The organism is Kineosporia mesophila, assembly GCF_021129235.1.
GTDB classification, from domain to species: Bacteria; Actinomycetota; Actinomycetes; order Actinomycetales; family Kineosporiaceae; genus Kineosporia; species Kineosporia mesophila.
Genome location: NZ_JAJOMA010000001.1, coordinates 407,264 through 422,433, shown reverse-complemented (window position 1 = coordinate 422,433; position 15,170 = coordinate 407,264). Strand labels below are relative to the sequence as shown.

11 protein-coding genes are annotated in these 15,170 nt (G+C 68.5%); 3 read left to right on the top strand and 8 right to left on the bottom strand.

Annotation, left to right across the window (positions count from 1 at the left end):
• Nucleotides 1-64 precede the first annotated feature (64 nt).
• The 8 genes from LR393_RS01820 to eccD form a co-directional block, all read right to left on the bottom strand.
• A complete protein-coding gene (locus LR393_RS01820) occupies nucleotides 65-400 on the bottom strand; it encodes a hypothetical protein (protein ID WP_231481088.1) in 336 nt (111 codons plus the stop codon).
• The gene (locus LR393_RS01815; RefSeq protein ID WP_231481087.1) at nucleotides 397-834 is read right to left on the bottom strand and encodes a YbaB/EbfC family nucleoid-associated protein; all 438 of its coding nucleotides are present in this window, start codon (nucleotides 832-834) and stop codon (nucleotides 397-399) included. Before LR393_RS01815 ends, LR393_RS01820 begins: the two co-directional genes overlap by 4 nt.
• Nucleotides 835-860: 26 nt before the next feature.
• Nucleotides 861-4,964, bottom strand: a complete 4,104-nt coding sequence (locus LR393_RS01810; RefSeq protein WP_231481086.1) for a beta strand repeat-containing protein — start codon at nucleotides 4,962-4,964, stop codon at nucleotides 861-863.
• Between the two features lie 6 nt (nucleotides 4,965-4,970).
• Complete coding sequence (locus LR393_RS01805) at nucleotides 4,971-5,381, bottom strand: hypothetical protein (RefSeq protein WP_231481085.1); 411 nt, start codon at nucleotides 5,379-5,381, stop codon at nucleotides 4,971-4,973.
• A 139-nt stretch (nucleotides 5,382-5,520) separates the two neighbouring features.
• Nucleotides 5,521-5,817 (bottom strand): WXG100 family type VII secretion target, encoded by a 297-nt coding sequence (locus LR393_RS01800; protein WP_231481084.1) that lies wholly within the window; start codon nucleotides 5,815-5,817, stop codon nucleotides 5,521-5,523.
• A 32-nt stretch (nucleotides 5,818-5,849) separates the two neighbouring features.
• A complete protein-coding gene (locus tag LR393_RS01795) occupies nucleotides 5,850-6,164 on the bottom strand; it encodes a WXG100 family type VII secretion target (RefSeq protein WP_231481083.1) in 315 nt (104 codons plus the stop codon).
• A gap of 109 nt (nucleotides 6,165-6,273) precedes the next feature.
• A complete protein-coding gene (eccB, locus tag LR393_RS01790; protein ID WP_231481082.1) occupies nucleotides 6,274-7,692 on the bottom strand; it encodes a type VII secretion protein EccB in 1,419 nt (472 codons plus the stop codon).
• Between the two features lies 1 nt (nucleotide 7,693).
• A complete protein-coding gene (gene eccD, locus LR393_RS01785) occupies nucleotides 7,694-9,091 on the bottom strand; it encodes a type VII secretion integral membrane protein EccD (RefSeq protein ID WP_231481081.1) in 1,398 nt (465 codons plus the stop codon).
• A 115-nt stretch (nucleotides 9,092-9,206) separates the two neighbouring features.
• On the opposite strand from eccD, the gene eccCa reads away from it, so the two are divergent.
• From eccCa to LR393_RS01770, 3 genes are all read left to right on the top strand, one after another.
• Nucleotides 9,207-13,199, top strand: coding sequence for a type VII secretion protein EccCa (gene eccCa, locus LR393_RS01780; protein WP_231481080.1), 3,993 nt, complete (start codon nucleotides 9,207-9,209; stop codon nucleotides 13,197-13,199).
• A gap of 188 nt (nucleotides 13,200-13,387) precedes the next feature.
• Nucleotides 13,388-13,975 (top strand): sigma-70 family RNA polymerase sigma factor, encoded by a 588-nt coding sequence (locus tag LR393_RS01775; RefSeq protein WP_231481079.1) that lies wholly within the window; start codon nucleotides 13,388-13,390, stop codon nucleotides 13,973-13,975.
• Nucleotides 13,976-15,145, top strand: a complete 1,170-nt coding sequence (locus LR393_RS01770; protein ID WP_231481078.1) for a hypothetical protein — start codon at nucleotides 13,976-13,978, stop codon at nucleotides 15,143-15,145. It begins immediately after the preceding gene.
• The last annotated feature ends 25 nt before the right edge of the window (nucleotides 15,146-15,170 follow it).

Genomic DNA, 15,170 nt, shown 5'->3' with positions numbered 1-15,170 from the left:
GTCTCGTCCTCCTTTCGTGCCCTGGCCTCGGTTTCACCTCTTCCTGGATGTCACCGTGGGGATGTCAGTACCGGCCGCCGCCGTGGAAGTCGGCGGACGAGGTGTTCTCACTCTCGGCCGCCTCGTTGATGTCGTCCGTCAGCTTGAGCTGCTCGCCCTGGAGCCCGGACGCCAGACCGAGCCCCTGGGCGAACTTCATCTTCAGTTCGTCCTGCTCCCCGAACATCTTGCGCAGTTCCGGGGTGAAGTCACCGGGCACGTTGTGGTCGCTGTCCCACCAGGGCTCGTTCAGCGCGGCGCGCTGGGCGATGCCGAGACTCTCCTGCTGCAGCACTCCGAAGATGGGCAGCTTGTTGATGATTTCGCCGCTGTTCCATTCCATGCTGTCGTCGTAGCTCACAGCGACTCACCCCTCCAGCTCTTCTCGAACGCGTCGATCTCTTCCTGGCTGAACTCGTCGCCGGCCACCTTGAGCAGCCCGGTCATGAAATCGTCCATGTTCGAGGTGCTGGTCATGTTGTCGAAATTGCCCAGCGCCTCGGGGAAGACGTCGCCCAGAACCTTGGCCGCCTTCTCCTGGGCACCCTCCCGGGCGTCGGAGACCGTCTCCACGATGATCGCGGCCAGCTCGACCGGCGACAGCTTGCGGTACGCCTCGCCGTGGAAGGCCAGGCTCTGCAACTGCCCGGACAGCCCGACGGTCACGCTCAGCAGCTTGCGCTTCGAGACCTGGGTGTGACTCGTCTCGTTGAGGGACTGGGTGGCCTCGTCGGCCGCCAGCCGGACCTCACTGAGCCGGGTCAGCGCCGCCTGCATCTCTTCGTCCAGTGCCATCTGCTCTCCCTTTCGTGAGTGGTCCGTCAGTAGCCGCGGGCAGTGCGCCGCGCGCGCCGGGGTGCGCCGGGCTGGTCCGGAGTGACCTCCTGGCCGTACTCCTGCTCATCCTCGTCATCGGCTGCGTCACTGCGCCCGATGACGGCGGCTCCGACCAGCGGGTCGGTGCCCCAGACGTCGTCGTCCTCGGTGAGCCAGGTCTGGCGTTCCCGGTCCTGGCCGCCGCCCTGGCTGCCACCACCCTGGCCGCCCATGCCGCCACCCATCATTCCAGGCATCATCGGCATACCGCCCATACCAGAGGATGCCATGGAGCTGCTGCTGCCGTTGGTGAGGGGGTCGTCCGGACCACCGATGGCTCCGCTGCCGGCGGCGATCGGCGCGTTGGTGCCGAGGTCACCCTTGTCGAAGTCCGCGGGCATGTTCATACCGACGCCGGAGAATCCGGTCGTGCCGGAGCCACCCGGCACCCCACCGGAAAGCTTCTGGGTGATGTCACCGACAGAACCGGAGGGGTCGGTGCTCTCCGGGGTGATGTCCAGCCCGTCGATGTTGGTCGGGAAGGCGCTGCTCGGCGTGCTGGAGCCGAGACCGCCCAGGTTCATCCCGCTCGTGTCCAGCCCGCCCAGGCCACCGGCCCCGAGCGCCGAGCTCTGCTGACCGGTGAGCGGCACGTCGTCGAGCAGACCGGCATCGTCCAGGGCGTCCAGCTGGGCGGCGTTCAGGTCGCCCAGCGAGTCGATCCCCGCCGTGCTGGACAGCAGGCCCTGGTCCTTCAGGGAATCGAGCTGGGCCTGTGTGATCGGTGTGTCGTCGAGCAGGCCGTTCGTGTCGAGTGACGAGAGCTGGGTGGAGGTCAGGTCTCCCAGGCTGTCGGGTGACCCCAGGAGGCTGCTGGACTGGTCCTGGGTCAACGGCACGTCGTCCAGCAGGCCGGCCTGGTTCAGAGCGTCGAGCTGGTCGGAGTTCAGGTCGCCCAGCGAGTCGATCCCCGCCGTGCTGGACAGCAGGCCCTGGTCCTTCAGGGAATCGAGCTGGGCCTGTGTGATCGGCGTGTCGTCGAGCAGGCCGTTGGTGTCCAGAGCCGAGAGCTGGGTGGAGCTGAGGTCTCCCAGGCTGTCGGCCGACCCGAGCAGGCTGGTCGACTGGTCCTGGGTCACCGGCACGTCGTCCAGCAGGCCGGCCTGGTTCAGGGCGTCGAGCTGGTCGGTGTTCAGGTCCCCCAGCGAGTCGATACCGCTGAGGTCGGAGCCCAGCAGGCCCTGGTTCTGCAGCAGTTCGATCTGGTCGCGGGTGATGGGGTTGTCGTCCAGCAGCCCGCTGGAGTCCAGACCGGCGAGCTGGTCGGAGCTGAGGTCGCCGAGACTCTGCGACAGGTTGTCCGGCGAGCCGAGCAGGCCGGCCGAGTCCAGGTCGGACAGCTGGTCGGTGGTGACCGGCACGGAGTCGAGAAGGCCGTGCTGGCGCAGGTCGTCGAGCTGGGCCGAGCTCAGGTCACCGAGCGAGTCGATACCCGTGGTGTTCTGGCCGAGCAGGCCGTCCTGCTGAAGCTGCTGAATCTGGTCCTGCGTGATCGGGGTGTCGTCGAGCAGCCCAGCCGAGTCCAGCTCGGACAGCTGGGCGGGGCTGAGGTCGCCGAGGTTCTGGATCGAGCCGTCGGTGGCCCCCAGCTGGCCGGCCGCGTCGAGCGCGCTGATCTGCTGCTGGGTGGTGGGGACGTCGTCGAGCAGACCGGCGTCCGCGAGCGACTGCAGCTGGTCGGCGTTCAGATCGCCCAGGTCGCTGAGCCCGGAGGTGTCGGAACCCAGCAGGCCGTCCTTCTGCAACTGCGCCAGGTCCTCGTCGGTGAGCTGGACGCCGTCCAGCAGACCGTCGTCCTGAAGGGTCTGCAGTTGCTGACGGCTCAGGTCGCCGAGGTCGTCCACGCCTTCACCGGGGTTGAGCAGCCCGGAGCTGATCAGGCCGGAAGTCTGGCCCGGGGTGATCGCCGTGTCGTCGAGAGCCCCCGACTCCAGCAGGGTCTGGAGCTGCTGATCGTCCAGGTCGCCGAGCGTGGTCCCGGCGCCGACGTCGAGACCGGCCTGGGACAGGATGTCCCGCTGCTCGTCGGTGAGGGGCGTGTTGTCGAGCAGCCCCTGGTCCGACAGGGCCTCCAGCTGGGTGCTGGTGAGGTCGCCGAGAGTCTGCGGGTCACCGGTCAGAGTGTCGCCGAGTCCGCCGAAACCAGTCTCGGTGTCGTTCTGGCTGTTCGGGTTGAGGCTGCGCATGAATGACGTCGTGGGCGTCAGCGTGCCGAGGTCACCCAGGCCGCCACCAGCATCACCGCCGGTGAGGGAGCTGAGCCCGTTCAGGCTGTCACTCGTGCTGGTGGCCAGATCGTTGAGCCCGTCACCGAAACCGGTGGACAGCGTGCTCATGTTCCCGCCGAGCTGGTTCAGGCCACCACCGAGCTGGTTCAGCCCGTCACCGAAGTTGCTCCCCAGCGAGTTCAGGTTGCCGTAAACGTCATTGAGGCCACCGCCGAAACTGTTGCCGAGCTGGTTGAGGCCGCTGCCGAAGCTGTTGCCGAGCTGGTTCAGGTTGCCGTAGACGTCGTTGAGATTCTTGCTGAACCCGTTGCCGAGCTCGTTCAGGTTGCCGCCGATGTTGTTGAACTGACCGCCGATGCCCCCGAAGGCGTCATTGATGTTGTTGAAGGCACCGCCAATGTTATTGAAGGCACCACCGATGTTATTGAAGGCACCACCGATGTTGTTGAACGCGCCCCCGACGTTGTTGAAGGCACCACCGATGTTATTGAACGCGCCGCCGATGTTGTTGAACTGGCCATTGATGTTGTTGAACTGGTTGTAGACGTCGTTCAGACCGCCGGTGCCCGGGGGCTTCGGGGTCTTGGCCGGCTCCATCTCCTTGAGCGAGGCGCCGAGACCGGCGGCACTGATGGCGTCGACCATCGCCTGCACCGCGTCGACGGAGGGCTGAAACACAGTTTTCACGCGGTTCACCCATGCAGCCTGGGTTTTCGTGTTCACGACGTCCCAGCTCGGTGGCTTGAGAACGTCGAAGCTGCCGTCCACACCCGACCACTTCGGGAACTCGATGATCATGACTTTGTAGCCGGCGATGCTGGTGCTGCTGGTGCCGTCGGAGTTGGTGGTGGTGTCATAGAGGACGCTCTGGTCACCCCTGATCCGGCCCGCCTCCCAGAGCCCACCGGAATGGTTGTTGTTGTTGTCGGCCGCGGCCGTCAACTCCGAGACCCGGGACTGATTGAACATGTGGATGATCAGGCGCAGCGGATGCAACCAGACGTCCGCCGGACTGCCGTTGTACGGGGCCCGCCAGTCGGTGACGCTCTGATTCAGGGCCTTCACGAAAGTCCAGGACTTGTCCACCGCGTTCTGCAGGTTCGTGTCCCAGCCGTCGTTGGACGCATTGAGGACGCCGGCCATCCCGCGCTGGGCGTCCATGACCAGGTCCCGGAATCCCTGGGCCGCGGTGCCCTCGAAGTTGGCCGCCTTGGAGTCGATACTGCTGATGTCGTTGTTGAGGTAACCCCAGACCTGGTTCGTCCACGATGCGATCGCGACCAGCGTGTCGTGCAGAAGCTGCAGCGTCCCGGGATCGAAAGGTGTGTTGGATCCGACCATTTTCGGGATCTGAAGGGCGATCGGCTGCCAGGCGTTCCCGATGGTGTTCACCGGGTCCGTGGTCTTGGTGTCCGTCCCGTCCGTCACTCCCGGGGCGGACTCGTTAACCCCTTTGTCGCCGTCCTTCTTCGTGGCCGTGATGCCGACCATGAGGTATTCCCAGTTGGCGAACGCGTCGCTACCCATCCGGCGCCAGAAGGTGAGAGCGCCGGTCTGGGTGCCCGGCTTGTTCCCCTGGTTGGCCGACCAGTACTCGTTGTGGTCGATCACCGTGAACCACCGCCCGGCCTTCCCTTCCAGGACACCGTTCAGGGTCAGGCCCTCTGCGACCTTCGGTACGGTCTTACCCGTGTAGTTGGTCGCGTTGGGATTGTTGTCACCGCTGGTGCTGGAGGATCCCTGCTCCCCCGTACCGACGGTGTAACCCACATACTGGGACAGGACTGTCTCAATGTCCTTGGGGACCGGCGCGTTCGCCATCGTTCGTCAGCTCTCCGTCGGCGCGAGGGAGGCGGAGCTCTTCTGGATGTAGGCCCCGAACTCGTCAGCGGTCATGCCGTTCAGTTCCTCCGCGAGGTCGGTCTCGGCGAGCAGCGACTTCAGCCCGACCGACAGACCGTCGGCGTCGCCGTAGGTCAGCTGGAACCGCTCCAGAAGGTTGCCCCGCACCTTCTCCAGCGCCTTGATCAGGCTCTTGGCCTCCTCGAACGAGGCGCCACCCATCTGGAGGTAGAACGGGTAGGCAATGGTCACGTTGCCCTTGTCACTCCACCCGTACTCACCGGCCCGCTTCTTGAACTCGGCTGCGAGGTCCGTGTACTCGGACTGCAGGCGCCTCAGGGCGCCTTCGTCGATCTTGATCGTTAACGTGCCGTCGTTGTACTTCTCGTTGGCCATTGCCGTCTCCCGTCATGGCTTGAAGATCATCGAGGGGCAGACACCCGATGCGCCCGGCACCGACATGGCGGTACCGGGCGTGGGTGTGAGGTGCTGGAGGCCCGGTCGCCGCCCGTTCCCGGGCGGCGACCGGCCACGATCAGAGGTTCGCCTGGAAGACCGAGGCGCCGCGGTTGTCGGCCAGCACGTACTGGGCGTGGATGTTGTCGAGAGCGGCGACACCCTTCGCCAGTGCCTGGTTCATCTCGGCCTGGCCCGCGTTCCAGGTCGCCTGAGCGGCGTTGTAGCTGTCCCGGCTGATGCTCTGGTTGGCAGCCAGGAACGCCTGGACGTAGCCCCAGAGTTCTTCCAGCTGGGCCTGCAGCTGACCGGTCACGAACTGCAGTTCGGCACCGGTGTCCAGTGCGGCGTTCGGGCTGAAGTTGTACGTAGCCATGGGGTTTTCCTTTCAGGAGGGAGTGGGGACGATCAGCTGACGGTGGCCCAGCCGGTACCCTGGACGACGTTGTCGTCTTCAGTGGTGCCGGTGATCTGGGCGTACTGCACCATCGACTCGTTGAGCATGTTCAGCGCGGAACGGACCTTGGTGAAGCCCTCTTTCCACTGGACCATGCTGTTGTCGTAGGCCCCGGCCGCGTTGCCGCCCCACTGCGCCATCAGGGCGCTGTGAGCACCGTCGACCAGCTTCTGGATCCGGTCGCAGTCGTCCTGCGTCTCCGCGAACGACTTGATCATGTTCGTCGTTGTGGCTTCATCAACGATCTTGGAGTCGCCTGTTGCCATGGCTGCTTCCTCTCAGAGGTGGTGACGCACCCGACCCCCTTTGGCCGGGCATCTTGGGTGGTGGCGCCTGCGTTGCCGTCCGCACGGGTCAGGGTGTGCGGCGGTGCTGTCACCCCTCTCCCGGTGTGGTGAGACGGGGCCCCTGAGGCAGCAACTGCAGCCACCCCGCCGGGATGTAGGCCGCCTGGTCGGCGGCGAACCCGAGGGCCGTGATCGCGTCCTCGGACAGCGAGTACGCCGTCCCGGTGTCGTCGACCAGGGTCTGAGGCTGGTCCCGGGCGGCCAGGGCCGCGGCGGTCCCCACCTGGGCACCGCCGCCGGAGACGACGCTCACCGAGACCGCGGCGGAGCCGGCCTCGGGGCGCTCGGTCTCCGCGACGGTCGCGCGGACCACCTCGGCGCTGCCGTCCTCGGACGTACCCGGGTACTCGAGGCAGGGCGAGGTGGTGGTCATCGACTGGTCGAGGGCCGGCGGCTGGGCCGGCACCTGCTGCTGGGCAGCGGGCAGGGTGTCACGCGGTACGGCAGCCAGGTCGGCGGCAGTGATCTGCCGCTGCTGGGGAGTGCCGGGGGCGGCCGAGGCCAGCGCATACTGGGTCTCGCTCAGCGCGGCCAGTCCCTTGGCCGTGACCATGTAGTGGGTCTCGGTACCGGCGCTCTGCACGGTGACGAGCTGCCCGATCACCATCCGGTCGGCGCCGATCTTCGGCCCGGCCCGGCCCGCATCCTTCAGGGACACCGGCCCCAGCGTCGGGCCCGCGGACATCAGCGCCAGCCAGCGCGCCGGAACCTTCAGCGGCGTCGCCGTGGCGTAGCCGAGAACGTCCGCCACCCAGGGTTTCTGGACCAGCAGATGCTGGTTCTTCCAGATCAGGTATTCCTTGCCACCCGAGGTGACGAGGAAACCGGTGTCGTCGCCGGGCCGGTCGGTCGCACGTTCGACGCCGATCTGGACGTTCAGACCGAGCTCGCCCGCACTGCCGACGGCGGTGCCCGAGAGCACGGCGGCCGCCGCCCCCTTGCCCCCGGTGGAACCGGTGGCGCCGGTCGTTCCGGTGGACACCGTTGTCGTCAGGCAGACACGCCAGACCCCGCTGTTCAGCAGACTCGCGTCGGGCAGCATGTCCGGCGCACCGGGAATCCCGACCGGGGTGCCGTGCGGGACCTCGTTCAGCTTGCTGGTCGAGACCGACGAGGTGGTCAGGTCAGACCCCACCAGCAACCGCGCCGAGGACGTGTTCAGCACCGGGTGCAGCTTGTCGTTGTTCATCAGGTACCGGCTGCCGGTGCTCTTGTCCACGATCAGTGTCCCGGGCTCTTTCCAGGCCAGGGAACCGCTGTCGAACAGGAGGGCCCACCCGGCCGTACCGCCGAGGGCGAGCGCCATCACCACCAGGCCGATGACGAAGGCCCGGGTGTCCCGTCGGCCGGGCGGCTCGATGGCGTCCGGATCGGCCCGCACCAGAGCACTGTTCAGCCGGGCCAGCAGATAGTTGTGCGCCTCGACCTGATCGCGACGGGCCAGCATCTCAGCCCACCGTCCGGCGGATCAGTTCGAAGAGACCCCAGATGCCCAGCGCCAGGCCCATCGCCACGATCACGCCGAGGGTCTGGACCCAGTCGCCGACCCGGCCCCACATCGGGGTCAGCCGCCGGTGTGGCAGGGTGTGCGCCGCCGTTCCGGCGGCCACCGCCATGAGCAGCAGTACGGCGACCACGAAGACGCGCCCGTCGATACCGGAGCGGGCGGTGATCGCGACCGCCGCGGTGGCCACCCCGGCGACGGCCGGGATGCCCAGGGCGAGGCGATGCCAGGTGCTGGTCATCGGGCGCACCCCGAGCAGCTGCGAGAGCGCGGCGAGCGCCAGGGTCAGGAGCACCAGGACACGGTCGGACAGGGCCATGGTGACCAGGGCGAAGCCCGAGACCGTGCCGTAGGCCAGGTAGAGGGCGGTCATGTGCCGGTCCGCGGCGGCGGTGCGGTCGAGTACCGCCTGGCCGGGCTCCGGCTCGATGTCCTTCTGCAGATCGTCGGCCTCGACCGGAAGGGCGGGCAGCGCCATCCCGGCGAGTTTGAAGGCGCTCAGCGGCACGGTCGGCCGCATGCCGATACTGATGAGCAACGCGGCCGTCGCGACCTGGGCCCAGTCCAGCCCGGCCAGGCGCAAGCCGGCCGAGATCGCGGCCCCGGCGGCCATGACCGTCATCGCCACGACGCCCGGCCCGGCGCCGGACCGGCCCGTCACCAGCATCACCGTCGCGGAGCCGAGGAGACCTCCGACACATGCGGCGACCAGCAGGCTCATCCCGCCCGAGGCGCCGGCGGGGCTCGCCCCGGAGGCACCGATCAGGGCCGCCTCCAGGGCGAAACCGACCGCTCCGGCAGCGACGATCCGCCCGGACTGCGGGTCTTTCAGCACGTGGACCACCAGTGCGGTGGCCCCCAGCAGGATCACGCCGCAGACCCCGGCGAGCACGGCCCGCGAGGAGTCCGACACACCGGTCAGCGCCGGCACGGCCAGGACCACCGCGATCCACAGGGCCAGCGCGCACAGCGAGACGAAGCGGGTGGTGGTCGCGCGCCACAGCCCGGACCGCCCACCGATCCCGTTGGCGATGCCGTCGACCAGGTCGTCGAAGTCCAGCGGGGGGATCTGCTCCGACCGTGGCCGCAGGTGCACCACGTCGCCGTCCACCAGACCGAGGTCGGCGGTGGTGGAGTCCTCGTCGAACGCCGGATGGCCGAGCCGCTGCAGGATCCAGCCGCTGTGCTCCAGCCCACGGTCGGCGAGATCGGTCCCGAGGCTGCGCAGCAGGGCGGGCATCAGGTCGGTCACCGGCACGTGCACCGGCACGGAAAGGTCGACCCGGCTGGTCGGTCCCACGACCACCAGCCGACAGACCTCGCCCAGGGACGTCTCGCTCATGCTCCGTACACGCATCTACCTTGAAGAGGGTTCACGATCGTTCGATCAGAAAGAAAGTGGAGAAAGAACGGGCCGGAGGCGACCCTTCCGGGGCCCTTCATCCGTGCTCAGAGGCATGAGCACGATTCCCTTCCGGCGGCCCGCCCGCCGCACCGGGCCGGAGATGCCGCACGGCGAGGTGACCCTGCAGGAGCCGCCTGGCCTGCCGGAACACCGCCCGGCCGGGATGCGGGTCCTCATCACCACGGTGCCGATGCTGCTGATGATGGGCGCGATGATGTTCATGTACCGCCAGCCCAGTGGCGGTAATAGTGGCGGAAGCCACAACTACATGATGATGGGCATGATGGGGGCCGGCATGGCCTTCATGGGGGTCGGCCAGATGCTCACCCAGGGCGGCGACCGCAAGTTCAAGGTCTCCGGAGACCGGCGTGACTACCTCCGGCACCTCTCTCAGATGCGCCGGCAGGTGCGCGGGTTCGCGGAGAAGCAGCGGCAGGCCCTGGCCTGGCGGCACCCCGACCCGGAGTCCCTGTGGTCGCTGGCGATGACCAGCCGTCTGTGGGAGCGCCGCCCCACCCATCCCGACTTCGGCGAACTGCGCATCGGCACCGGCCCGCAGCGCCTCGCGGTGCGGCTCTCCCCGATCTCGTCCAAGCCGGTCGAAGATCTGGAACCGGTCTCGGCCAAGGCGCTGCGCCGCTTCACCCGGGCCTACACCAGTGTTCCCGCCCAGCCGGTGGCCCTGTTCATCCGCGGCTTCGCGCACATCACCGTGGGCGGCGACCGCGAGCGCTCCCGGGCCCTGGTGCGGGCCATGGTCGCCCAGCTGGTCACCTTCCACGCCCCGGACGAACTGCGGCTGGCGATGTGTGTCTCGTCGGGGAACGAGAAGCACTGGGACTGGACGAAGTGGCTTCCGCACTCCCAGCACGAGAGTCAGCGGGACGCGGCCGGCGCGATGCGGCTGACCGGTGCCTCGCTGGAGGATCTGGAACGTCTGCTCGGCGCCGAGTTCGGGGGCCGGGCGCGGTACGACTCCTCGGCGACTCCCTCACGCGAGGAACCGTTCGTGGTGATCCTCAACGACGGCGGCCGGATCTCGCCCGGTTCCCGCATCCTGGACTCGGGTTTCAGTAACACGGTGCTGATCGACCTGGATGTCGTGAGCGGGATGACCGGCAAGGAGCTGCTCACCCTGGAGCTGGCCGACGACGGTGTCGAGATGGTCAAGAAGGACCGGGTCGGCCGGCCCGTGCGCAGTCGCCTGGCCGAGCCGGATTCGCTCTCGCAGCGCCGGGTCACGACCCTGGCCCGGTTGCTGGCCCAGTTCCACACCGGTGAGGGTGGTGACGGTGTCACCGACGGCCTGACCGCCGACCTCGACCTGCCGCGTCTGCTGGGGATCGGCGACCTGGAGAAGTTCGACGCCCGGGCCGAGTGGGCCGGGCGTTCCTCGCCGGACCGGCTGCGGGTGCCGGTGGGGGTGGCGGCCGACGGCTCGCCGATCATGCTGGACATCAAGGAGTCCGCCGAGGGCGGCATGGGTCCGCACGGGATGCTGATCGGTGCCACCGGTTCGGGCAAGAGCGAGCTGCTGCGCACCCTGGTGCTGGCCCTGGCCGCCACCCACTCCTCGGAGACCCTCAACTTCGTGCTGGTCGACTTCAAGGGTGGCGCCACCTTCGCCGGCCTGGACCGGCTGCCGCACGTCTCGGCGACCATCACCAACCTGGCCGACGAGGCCGCGCTGGTCGACCGGATGCGTGACGCGATCCGCGGCGAGCTCGTGCGTCGCCAGGAACTGCTGCGCGCAGCAGGCAATTTCAGCTCGGTGCGCGATTACGAGCAGGCCCGGGTGAAGGGTGCACCGCTGGACCCGCTGCCGACCCTGTTCGTGGTGGTCGACGAGTTCAGCGAGCTGATCGCGGCGCACAGCGACTTCATCGAGTTGTTCGTGATGATCGGCCGGCTCGGCCGGTCGCTGGCCGTGCACCTGCTGCTGGCCTCGCAGCGTCTGGACGACGGGCGCATCCACCAGCTCGAGGGTCACCTCTCGTACCGGATCGGTCTGCGGACGTTCTCCGCGATGGAATCACGGTCGGTGATCGGTGTCCCGGACGCCTACGAGCTCCCTTCCGCGCCGGGTAACGGCTATCTGCGCTCGGACGTCGCCACCATCACCCGGTTCAAGGCCGCCTACGTCTCCGGCGCCTACCGGCTGCGCTCGACGAGGGTGCACCAGGACATCATCCAGAGCCAGGTGGTGGCCTACTCGACCGATCACCTGCCGATCCCGAAGCAGGTGCGGCTCCAGGCCACGGAGAAGGAGGCCCCGGCCGAAGGGCCGGTGGCGACCTCGGTGATGGACGTGCTGATCTCCCGGCTGATCGACCAGGGACCGCCGGCTCACCAGGTGTGGCTGCCGCCTCTGGACCAGTCGCCCACGCTGGACCAGGTGCTGCCGCCTCTGCTGCCCGACCCGGAGCTGGGCCTGCGGCCGGTCGATGCGGGTCCGGCCGATCGCCTCAAGATACCGGTGGGGCTCATCGACAAGCCGTTCGAGCAGATCCGCGACCTGCTCACGCTCGACCTGGCCGGCGTCGGCGGTCACGTCGGCATCGCGGGCGGTCCGCAGAGCGGTAAGAGCACCCTGCTGCGATCGGTGATCAGCAGCCTGGCGCTGACCCATTCCCCGAAACAGGTGCAGTTCTACTGCCTCGACTTCGGTGGTGGAGGCCTGGCGGCGGTCGGTGACCTGCCGCACGTCGGTGGGGTGACCGGGCGCCACGACCCGGACCGGGTGAACCGGACGGTCGCCGAGATCGTCTCGGTGGTGGCGGCCCGTGAGCGCCGGTTCGCCGATCTGGACATCTCCAGCCTCGACATGTATCGAGAGAAGGTGGATGCCGGGGAGATCCCGGACGAGGAGTTCGGTGACATCTTCCTGGTGGTGGACGGCTGGTTCACCCTGCGCCAGGAGTTCGACGCGGCCGAGGCCGCGGTGCGGGACGTGGCCGCACGCGGTCTGGGCTACGGCGTGCACCTGCTGATGACCTGCGGTCGCTGGTCGGAGCTGCACCACACGATGCGCGACAAGATCGGCACCAAGCTGGAGCTGCGGCTCGGTGACCCGGTCGAGTCGGGTATCGACCTGCGGGCCGCGGCCCAGGTGCCGAAACTGCCGGGCCGTGGTCTCACCGACGGCAAGCTGCACTTCATCGCGGCGCTGCCCCGGATCGACGGGCTGCAGGAGATCACCGATATCGCGCACGGCACCCGTGACCTGGTCAGCACCGTGGTGGACTGCTGGCCCGGGCCCACGGTGCGTCCCGTCCGGACCCTGCCGGCGGAGCTGCCGGTGGAGGAACTGCCCGGGCCGACCGGAGAGATCCGCGTGGCCCTGGGGATCGACGAGACCCAGCTGCGGCCGGTCTGGCACGACTTCCGGTCGCTGCCGCACCTGACCGTGCTCGGGGACAACGAGAGCGGGAAGTCGAACCTGCTGCGTCTGGTCGCCCGGGCCGTGGTCGAGCGGTTCTCTCCGACCGAGGCCCGGATCATGGCGGTGGACTACCGGCGTCAGCTGTTCGACGTGATCCCGGAGGAGTACCGGCTGGGGTACGCGGTGTCGCTGGACAGCACCAAGGCGGCTGCGGCCGACGCCGTGAGCGGCCTGAAACCGCGGCTGCCCGGTGCCTCCATCACTCCCGACCAGCTGCGCCGCCGGGACTGGTGGAAGGGCCCCCTGCTCTTCATCCTGGTGGACGACTACGACCTGGTCGCCGGGCACGACAACCCGCTGGCCCCGGTCGCACCGCTGCTGCCGCAGGCCGCCGACATCGGGCTGACGATGGTGCTGGCCCGGGGCGCCTCCGGGGTGATGCGGATGTCGATGGATCCGCTGCTGCGCCGGTTGCAGGAGCTCAACACTCCGGACCTGGCGCTCTCCTGTCCTCCCTCGGAGGGACAGCTGCTGGGCGGTACCAAACCCCGGCACCTCCCGCCGGGGCGGGCCCTGCTGTGCACCCGCCGGGGCAGCCGGATGATCCAGACGGGGTTCGTCCCCCTGCCCGAGCGGGAAGACGCGGAGGCAGACGCGTACTGATCACCGATCCGGCCCCACCGAACCACGGTGCGTGACCGAAAGGGTCTCTGGAGCAGCGTAGATCGCCGATGCACCGGACTCGTCCCCGGGACAATAGGGTTCTCCCCCGTCTTGGACGGGGGAGCAACCCCCCGGGGAGGGGGCGCTCCCCATATCGAACCCGGCTCTGGTTTTGCGAATGTCGAAGCATGTCGCAGACAGCGGAACTGACCCGGCCCGCGAGCGCCCACCTGCGCGCCGTTCCCACCGCGAGCCGAAGTGACCAGGAACAGCGGTTCGCCGAGCTGGTCAGTACTCAGTGGCGTCCTCTGCTGGCATTCGTCACCCGCCTGGTCGGGGGTGACACCGGCCGGGCCGAGGACATCGTGCAGGAGACCTTCGTCCGGGCCTGGCGACGGATCGACCTGCTCACCCCGGAGTACGGCTCGGTGAACTCCTGGCTCCGCCGGGTCGCCTCGAACGTGGCGATCGACAGCCACCGGATGCGGCAGGTGCGGCCGACGGAGGTGGAGCTCCAGCACCACGACACCCCGATGCGGCCGGACGGGTCCGACGGCACCGACCAGATCCTGGTCGGGATGGTGGTGCAGGACATGCTCAGCTCGATCTGGCCGGAACACCGGGCCGTTCTCGAAGAGGTCTATCTGAGGGACCGCACGGCGGCAGAGGCCGCGGCGGTGCTCGGGATCCCGGTCGGCACAGTGAAGAGCCGGCTGTTCTACGCGCTGCGCACGCTGCGGGGCAATGCCCTCGAGAACGGGCTCCGGGCCAGCTGAATGATCACGGTCGCGATCATCCTGATCCTGGTCGGGATGGTGCTGATCGGCCTCGGCACCCGTCCCGGCCCGAAGCCCACCTATCAGCTCGTGGAGGAGACGGACCCCTCCCGGCCCACGACCGGTGAGGCGCCGGAAGCAGCGACCCCCGACCACCCGGCCGAGGCCGATGACCCCACCGAATTCACATACACCGACGACCTCACCTACCCGGACGACCCCGGCGACACGGACGACCCCGGCGACGCTGACGCCCTGGCGGATCCCGCCGACCCGCCGGAAGAGATCGCCGCCCCCACTCCCCCGCTCGTCATGGTGACGACCCGGCCGTTCGTGCCCCTGGTGCCCCCGGGCCACGAGAGCACGGCCGCCGAACGCCGGAAGTGCCGCGAGCAGGCGGGTTCCGAGCTGGACGCCGATCTGGCCGAGGTGGTCCGGCTGATCGAGAGCAAGCCACCGGAACTGCGCGGCATGCTGATGAACGCGTCGTCCTCGGTGGTGGCCCAGGAACTCTCGGTGCTGCGCGCCTATCTGCGCGGTGCCCTCACCGGGCTGGACGTCAGGCTGCGGACCGGTTCGCCGGACGACTTGCGGTACGACTCACAGCACGAGGAGGACCGGGCCACGATGGCCTGCCTGGTGTCCGGCCTGGGTCGACTGCCCACGCACCACGGGGTCTGCTTCCACCGCACCCACCGCGGTGAAGTGCCGATGCGCGCCTTCTTCCCCGGCAGCGTCCTCACCGAACCCGCCTTCACCCGCGCCGAACGCACCACCTTCCCCGCCGCCGGCGTCAGCCCCGGACCCCTCATCAACTACGTCATCTGGTCCGAATCCGGACGCCGCACACCCCTCCTCGTCGGCCACACCGACACCGTCCTCTTCCCCGCCGCCACCCGCTTCCGCGTCCTGGCCCTCGACCACCAACACGGCGACGCCACCGTCTACCTCGTCGAAGAAACCACCCGCCCCACCGCCCGCAACCGCCGCGAACACCAAGTCCTCGAACACCTCCGCAACCAAGCCCTCACCGCCGGCGTCGGACCCATCGACGGACCCACCCCGTCACCGGTGCCCCATCCCGGACTCGACAACCAGGGTCATCCCTTCGTCCTGTCCACCGGGAACGCCACCGGGAACACCGACGCCGAGGCACCGACCGTCGTGTAGGCCGACCGGCCCGGAACCGCCCCGT

What these genes read in the sequence shown, in the direction of transcription:
- LR393_RS01815 (WP_231481087.1), bottom strand. Translation starts at nt 834, where the DNA reads ATGGCACTGGACGAAGAGATGCAGGCGGCGCTGACCCGGCTCAGTGAG.
- LR393_RS01810 (WP_231481086.1), bottom strand. Translation starts at nt 4,964, where the DNA reads ATGGCGAACGCGCCGGTCCCCAAGGACATTGAGACAGTCCTGTCCCAG.
- LR393_RS01805 (WP_231481085.1), bottom strand. Translation starts at nt 5,381, where the DNA reads ATGGCCAACGAGAAGTACAACGACGGCACGTTAACGATCAAGATCGAC.
- LR393_RS01800 (WP_231481084.1), bottom strand. Translation starts at nt 5,817, where the DNA reads ATGGCTACGTACAACTTCAGCCCGAACGCCGCACTGGACACCGGTGCC.
- LR393_RS01795 (WP_231481083.1), bottom strand. Translation starts at nt 6,164, where the DNA reads ATGGCAACAGGCGACTCCAAGATCGTTGATGAAGCCACAACGACGAAC.
- eccB (WP_231481082.1), bottom strand. Translation starts at nt 7,692, where the DNA reads ATGCTGGCCCGTCGCGATCAGGTCGAGGCGCACAACTATCTGCTGGCC.
- eccD (WP_231481081.1), bottom strand. Translation starts at nt 9,091, where the DNA reads ATGAGCGAGACGTCCCTGGGCGAGGTCTGTCGGCTGGTGGTCGTGGGA.
- eccCa (WP_231481080.1), top strand. Translation starts at nt 9,207, where the DNA reads ATGAGCACGATTCCCTTCCGGCGGCCCGCCCGCCGCACCGGGCCGGAG.
- LR393_RS01775 (WP_231481079.1), top strand. Translation starts at nt 13,388, where the DNA reads ATGTCGCAGACAGCGGAACTGACCCGGCCCGCGAGCGCCCACCTGCGC.
- LR393_RS01770 (WP_231481078.1), top strand. Translation starts at nt 13,976, where the DNA reads ATGATCACGGTCGCGATCATCCTGATCCTGGTCGGGATGGTGCTGATC.